This window comes from Arthrobacter sp. I3 (assembly GCF_000520575.1).
Taxonomy (GTDB): domain Bacteria; phylum Actinomycetota; class Actinomycetes; order Actinomycetales; family Micrococcaceae; genus Arthrobacter; species Arthrobacter humicola_A.
Genome location: NZ_KI914903.1, coordinates 97,382 through 102,902, shown reverse-complemented (window position 1 = coordinate 102,902; position 5,521 = coordinate 97,382). Strand labels below are relative to the sequence as shown.

Annotated in this window: 5 protein-coding genes and 1 pseudogene; 2 read left to right on the top strand and 4 right to left on the bottom strand. The window is 68.3% G+C overall.

The annotated features are described in order from the left end of the window. Positions 1–154 precede the first annotated feature (154 nt). From Y706_RS0104135 to Y706_RS23555, 3 genes are all read right to left on the bottom strand, one after another. Complete coding sequence (locus Y706_RS0104135; RefSeq protein WP_028275577.1) at positions 155–1,252, bottom strand: tRNA (adenine-N1)-methyltransferase; 1,098 nt, start codon at positions 1,250–1,252, stop codon at positions 155–157. A gap of 101 nt (positions 1,253–1,353) precedes the next feature. Next, positions 1,354–2,541, bottom strand: a complete 1,188-nt coding sequence (locus Y706_RS0104130; RefSeq protein ID WP_028275576.1) for a site-2 protease family protein — start codon at positions 2,539–2,541, stop codon at positions 1,354–1,356. Beyond that, positions 2,534–3,331: an HAD family hydrolase gene (locus tag Y706_RS23555; protein ID WP_084475910.1), complete on the bottom strand. Its 798-nt coding sequence runs from the start codon at positions 3,329–3,331 to the stop codon at positions 2,534–2,536. The genes Y706_RS0104130 and Y706_RS23555 overlap by 8 nt, the downstream gene beginning before the upstream one ends. A gap of 153 nt (positions 3,332–3,484) precedes the next feature. Between Y706_RS23555 and Y706_RS0104120 the strand changes: the two genes are divergently transcribed. Both Y706_RS0104120 and Y706_RS0104115 read left to right on the top strand, forming a co-directional pair. Then, positions 3,485–4,390, top strand: coding sequence for a PAC2 family protein (locus tag Y706_RS0104120; protein ID WP_018772914.1), 906 nt, complete (start codon positions 3,485–3,487; stop codon positions 4,388–4,390). A gap of 113 nt (positions 4,391–4,503) precedes the next feature. Continuing rightward, a complete protein-coding gene (locus Y706_RS0104115; RefSeq protein ID WP_028275575.1) occupies positions 4,504–5,022 on the top strand; it encodes a DUF1269 domain-containing protein in 519 nt (172 codons plus the stop codon). A gap of 75 nt (positions 5,023–5,097) precedes the next feature. Here the strand turns inward: Y706_RS0104115 and Y706_RS27770 are convergent. Continuing rightward, a pseudogene (locus tag Y706_RS27770) lies at positions 5,098–5,521 on the bottom strand (cysteine--1-D-myo-inosityl 2-amino-2-deoxy-alpha-D-glucopyranoside ligase); the annotation flags it as partial.

Genomic DNA, 5,521 nt, shown 5'->3' with positions numbered 1-5,521 from the left:
CCGTGCGGGCGGCAGCATCCGCTGCGTCCTCGGCCGGTGTGCGGCCCGGGTCAGTATTCGGAGTCTCCATCGTGCATCAGCCCCTTCCTGCTCTTCTGTTAAGACCATAGCCCTAAGAAGGCGGGTGCCGCTGGAGACATCCGAAATATGCTGCCTAGTTCGTTATCTCCGGGGCGTCGACGACGTTCGTTCCGGCGATTGCGTCGCGGGCGGCGCGGCGGAGCTTTTTGTCCGAGACCGCACGCTCGCCCACAGCGCCCGGGGTCCAGGCGTTGACGTCTTCTTCGTTAAAGTCGGTCTTGGAGGGGCGGCGCTTTACCGAAATTCCCGTGACGCCGTCGGCGAGGCGGCGGGTTACCAGCAGGAAGCCCGTGTGCGCGACCATGCGGTGGTCCGGGCGGACGGCCAGGCCTTCGAGATGCCAGCCGCGGACCATGGATTCCCACGCGTCGGGTTCGGTGAAGCGTCCGTCCGCGCGGATGGCTTCGGCTGTCCGCGAAAGCTGCGTCACAGTCGCGACATAATTGATCCACACGCCGCCGGGGGCCAGGACGGTGGCGACGGCGTCGAGGCATTCCCACGGCGCGAGCATGTCCAGGACCACGCGGTCCACGGAACCGGGTTCCTCGGTGCGCACCACTTCCTCCTGGAAGTCGCCAAGGGAGATTTTCCAGGCAGGGTGCGGTCCGCCGAAGATGGTCTCGACGTTGCCGCGGGCGATGTCCGCGAACTCCTGGCGGCGTTCGAAGGAATGCAGGTAGCCGTTGTCCCCCACCGCGCGCAGCAGGGAGATGGACAGGGCGCCCGAGCCGACGCCGGCTTCGACGACGCGTGCGCCCGGGAAGATGTCCGCCATGGTCACGATCTGGCCGGCGTCCTTGGGGTAGACGACGGCCGCCCCGCGGGGCATCGAGAGCACGAAGTCCGAGAGCAGCGGACGCAGGGTCTGGTACTGCTGTCCGACGTTGTTGACCACCACTGAGCCGTCGGGCTTGCCGATGATCTCGTCATGGTTCAGGAAGCCCCGGTGGGTGTGGAAGGCCCCGCCGACTTCGAGGGTGATCGTGTTCATGCGGCCGCGCTCGTCCGTGAGCTGGACGCGTTCGCCTTCACGGAAGGGTCCGCGGCGGCGCGCCGCGCCGGTGGCACCATTCGCGCCGGCGGCACTGCTGGCCCCGGCGGTGGGAGTGTCGGTTCCTGCGGCGGCGGTGGTGTTGGCAGTGTTAGTGCCTGCGGCGGTGTCGCTGCTCATGAAGATGTTCCTCGCTCCTGTAAAGCTGTGTGGCCGCGGACATGCCGGCGGGCACCGGTCCTTGCGCGTGGGGGCCGGAAATTCACGACCGCCCAGTAACTCTACCGGTTCTGCCCCTGGTTCTGGCGTTCGTTCCGGTACTTGCCCGTGATGGCCCGGACGACGGCGGACTGGCGCAGCAGCCCGGTGACGGCGCCCTCGCGGTTCACCACCGCGTACTCCTGGCCCTCAAGCTGGGCCAGGTACTGGACGAGCTCCTGGCCCTTGGACCATTCGGGGACATAGGCGCCCGCGCCAAGGGGGTAGGAGACCGCGGTCAGGGCAGTCGCTGCGGCCAGTCCGGCAGGCACGCTGGCTGCGGCGCCGGCGTCGACGATGGCCACCGGACGGCCGTCCCTGTCGCACAGCACCACGGCGGGCTTTCCGCCCGGCGCCCGGTCCAGGAGGTCCGCGACCGTCGCGGTTTCCGGAAGGCCGAGGGCGGGTTCGGCGAGGGCCGCGGCGTCGACGAGGTGCAGCCGGCCCCGCAGGCGGGCCTGCTGGATCGAGGCCGACGCACCCATCCACAGGAAGCTGCCCACCAGCGCGGTGATGAGGGTGAAGGAAATATCCGGCCGCGCGCCGCTGACCAGCGGCAGGACAATGAACCACAGGGCGAGGGCGATCACGATGATGCGGCCCGCCCAGCCTGCCGCAATTGTGCCCTTCTCCTGGCTGCCGGTGGCTTTCCACACGGCGGATTCGACCAGCCGGCCGCCGTCCAGCGGAAGGCCGGGAAGGACGTTGAAGATGCCGATCAGCAGGTTGGCCCAGACGAAGATGTTGGCCAGGATGTCGGCCACGCCGTTCAGGTCGCCGTAGGCAAGCGGGAGCCAGCCTGCGCCGGCAAGGACGAAGTTCGCGGCCGGGCCGGCCATCGCCACCAGGACGGAGCGGCCGGGTGAGGCCGTGAAGCTCTGGAACTGGGTGTGGCCGCCCCAGAGGTTGAGGACAATTTTCTCCGTGGGCCAGTGGAACAGCTTCGCGGTCAGCGCGTGCGCGAGTTCATGGGCCAGCACGGAAATCAGGAGCAGCAGCGCGTAGGCGAAGGCGACGAAGAAGGCGGTGACGCCGAGGCGCGGATTGTTGCTCTGCAGGACCGGCCCGTAGGCGATCACCGTGAAGGCCGCGATGATGAACCAGGAATACGCCAGAAATACCGGAATGCCGGCGATCCGGCCCAGCGGGATCCCTTCCCGGCGGTTAGCCGGAGTCTTTCCGCGTTGCCCCTGGCTGCCGGTGTCAGCCACGGGAGTGGCCCGCGGTCGAGAGCGTGGTCGAGACTGTGGTCGAGACCGTACTTAAGCGGCCGGTTGGGTCCGCGGCGGCGCCGAAGGTGGCGTCGGGGAAGTCGTGCCGCAGGGCCACGAGCTCCTCCAGGTCAGCGACTGTCCGGCCTTCCAGGGTGTTCCAGGTGGCGCGGCGGGGATCGTGCGGGAGGGGCAGGATGTGCGGGATGGCGACCGTGACGACGCCGGAGGCCACGGCGGCGGCGACACCCGGCACGGAATCTTCCAGGGCCACGCAGTGATGCAGGCCGAGCTCGGGATCCTGCTGCTGCAGGAGCTCGACGGCCGTGAGGTAAGCCTCCGGGTGCGGCTTGCCCTGGGTCACAGTGTCTCCCGTGACGAGGAACTCGAAGTAGGGCTCGGGCAGGCTCGCAACGATCTCCCGGGCCAGCGGGGCCTCGGACATGGTGACGAGGGCGCAACGGACGCCGGCGTTGTAGAGTTCGTCGAGCAGTTCGCGGGCCCCGGGGCGCCAAGGAATGGAACTCCGGACCTGGCTGATCACGTGGCCCGTGAGGGTGTCGATGATCTCGCGCCGTTCCAGGGCCACGCCGGCTTCCTGCAGGATTCCCGCGGAAAACATCAGGGACTGTCCCACGAGCTGCATGGCCTGTTCGTGGGACCATTGTCCGCCGTGGGCTTCGACGAGTGCGTGCTCGGCTGCGATCCAGTAGGGCTCGGTGTCGACAATGGTGCCATCCATGTCCCAGAGCGCTGCTTTAAGGAGGGGCCGGGAAGCTGAGGATCGCATGCCTTCCAGTCTACGGGGAAGCCCGCGGCCGGGCGCCCGCGCTACGCCTACGGCGAATTCCACGCGCCCGACCGTGGGATTCCGGGCGGAAATTGCGGTTCCTTGGCGCGCGATTGCCTGCGCTCGGCGGGTTCTTGGACGTAGGGTGATGGCATGAACAGCTTCGAGGCAGACCCCACCGAACCAGGCGCCGTCTCCGAGCCGGAGCGGCTGTTGCAGCCAGTCCCCGAGGGCCGGCGCATCACCGTCATGCTCGCGGCCTTCGAAGGCTGGAACGACGCCGGAGAGGCCGCCAGCGATGCCCTGCGCTACCTGAACAAGCTCTGGGGCGGCAAGAAGGTCGGGGCGATCGACGCCGACGAGTACTACGACTTCCAGTTCACCCGGCCCACGATCCGGCGGACAGCGGCCGGTGAGCGGAAGATCAAGTGGCCGTCCACGCGGATCTTCAAGGCCAGCGTCCCCGACTCGAACGTGGACGTCATCTTCGTCCAGGGCACCGAGCCGTCCTACAAGTGGCGTGCCTACACCGCGGAACTGCTGGTGCATGCCGAGGCCCTGCATGTCGACTACGTCATCCTGGTCGGTGCGCTGCTGGCTGACGTGCCGCACAGCCGGCCCATTCCGGTCAGTACCTCCACGGACGACGCCGCACTGCGTGAGCGGATGGACCTGGAGGCCTCGCAGTACGAGGGCCCGGTAGGGATTGTGGGCGTGCTCGGCGAGGTGGCCCTGCTGGCCGGGCTCCCGACCGTGTCGCTCTGGGCGGCCGTGCCGCACTATGTAGCCCAGGCCCCGTCGCCGAAGGCTCAGCTGGCCCTGCTGCACCGGGTCGAGGAGCTGCTCCAGGTCCCGCTGGACACCACGGAACTCGTGGAGGAGGCCGACGCGTGGGAACGCGGCGTGGACGAGCTCGCTACAGAGGATCCGGAAATTGCGGCGTATGTGCGCCAGTTGGAGGAGGCCAAGGACACCGCCGACCTCCCGGAGGCCAGCGGTGAATCGATAGCCCGCGAATTTGAGCGCTACCTCAAGCGCCGGGGCAAGGACAAGCCCTAGCCCGCGTCCCGCTTTCCCCGGACCAGAGTCTTATGACCCTGACGGCGGGCGCCTGTCGCGGCGAGAGTTGGACCTGGCCGCGACGCCGGCCAACACCGAGTGGAGGGCACACCATGACAGATCACAACTACATCTTGTTCGTGTCGTCGTACGCCGACGAGGGCTCGGCGGCGGAGGATTTCAAGGCGATCAAGGGCATGGACGACGCGGCCGTCGCGGCTGCCGTCGTCCTGTCGCGTGACTCCTCGGGCAAGACCGAGGTCAAGGAGCACGGCGGCGGACTGGTCGCCGGCGGCACCAAGGCCGGCGCAGTCGGCGGGCTGGTGGTCGGACTGTTCGCTCCGCCACTGCTGCTGTCCGGCGTGATCGGTGCCGGGATCGGCGCTGGTGTGGGTGCCATCAGGAAGCGGCATGAGGAAAAGTCCATCGGCGTCAACGCGGAGGAGTTTCTGCCGCCGGGCTCCTCGGCGATCGTTGCCATCGTCGATGACCTCTACCTCGACCGCGTCGACAAGGCGATCAGCAAGGCCACCAAAAAGGTCAGCAAGGCTGTCGAAAGTGGTGACTACGACGCCGTCGTCAAAGCCGTGAACGAGGGCGACGAGAAGATCATCGAGGCCGCTTCGTCCTGACCGGCCGACGCTCCCACCGTGGAGACGGCAGCTGGGTTTTGGGATCTTCTCCGGCCGGGGCCGATCGAAATCCGGTTAGAGTTCGACGCCGAGCAGGGCGTTGACGGCGTCGCTCACCAGCGCGGCGTCCGTGGCCGAGGCCTCCCCCGGGGCGGCCAGGGCGGCCTTGGCCCAGGAATCGACAGCGGCGAGTGCGCCGGGCGCGTTCAGGTCGTTGGCGAGTTCGGTCCGCAGCCAGCCAACCAGGGCCGCGGCGGAGCCTTCCGGCGCCACGGCGAGGGCCTCGCGCCACGTGCGGAGCCGGTCTTTGGCCTCGGCGAATCCGGCGGCGGTCCAGGACCAGTCCGTGCGGTAGTGGTGGGCCAGGATCGCGAGGCGGATCGCGGCAGGTTCTTCCCCGTCAGCCCGGAGCCTGGAAACCAGGACAAGATTGCCCTTGGACTTGCTCATCTTTTCCCCGTCGAGGCCCACCATGCCCGCGTGCGCGAAGTGGCGGGCC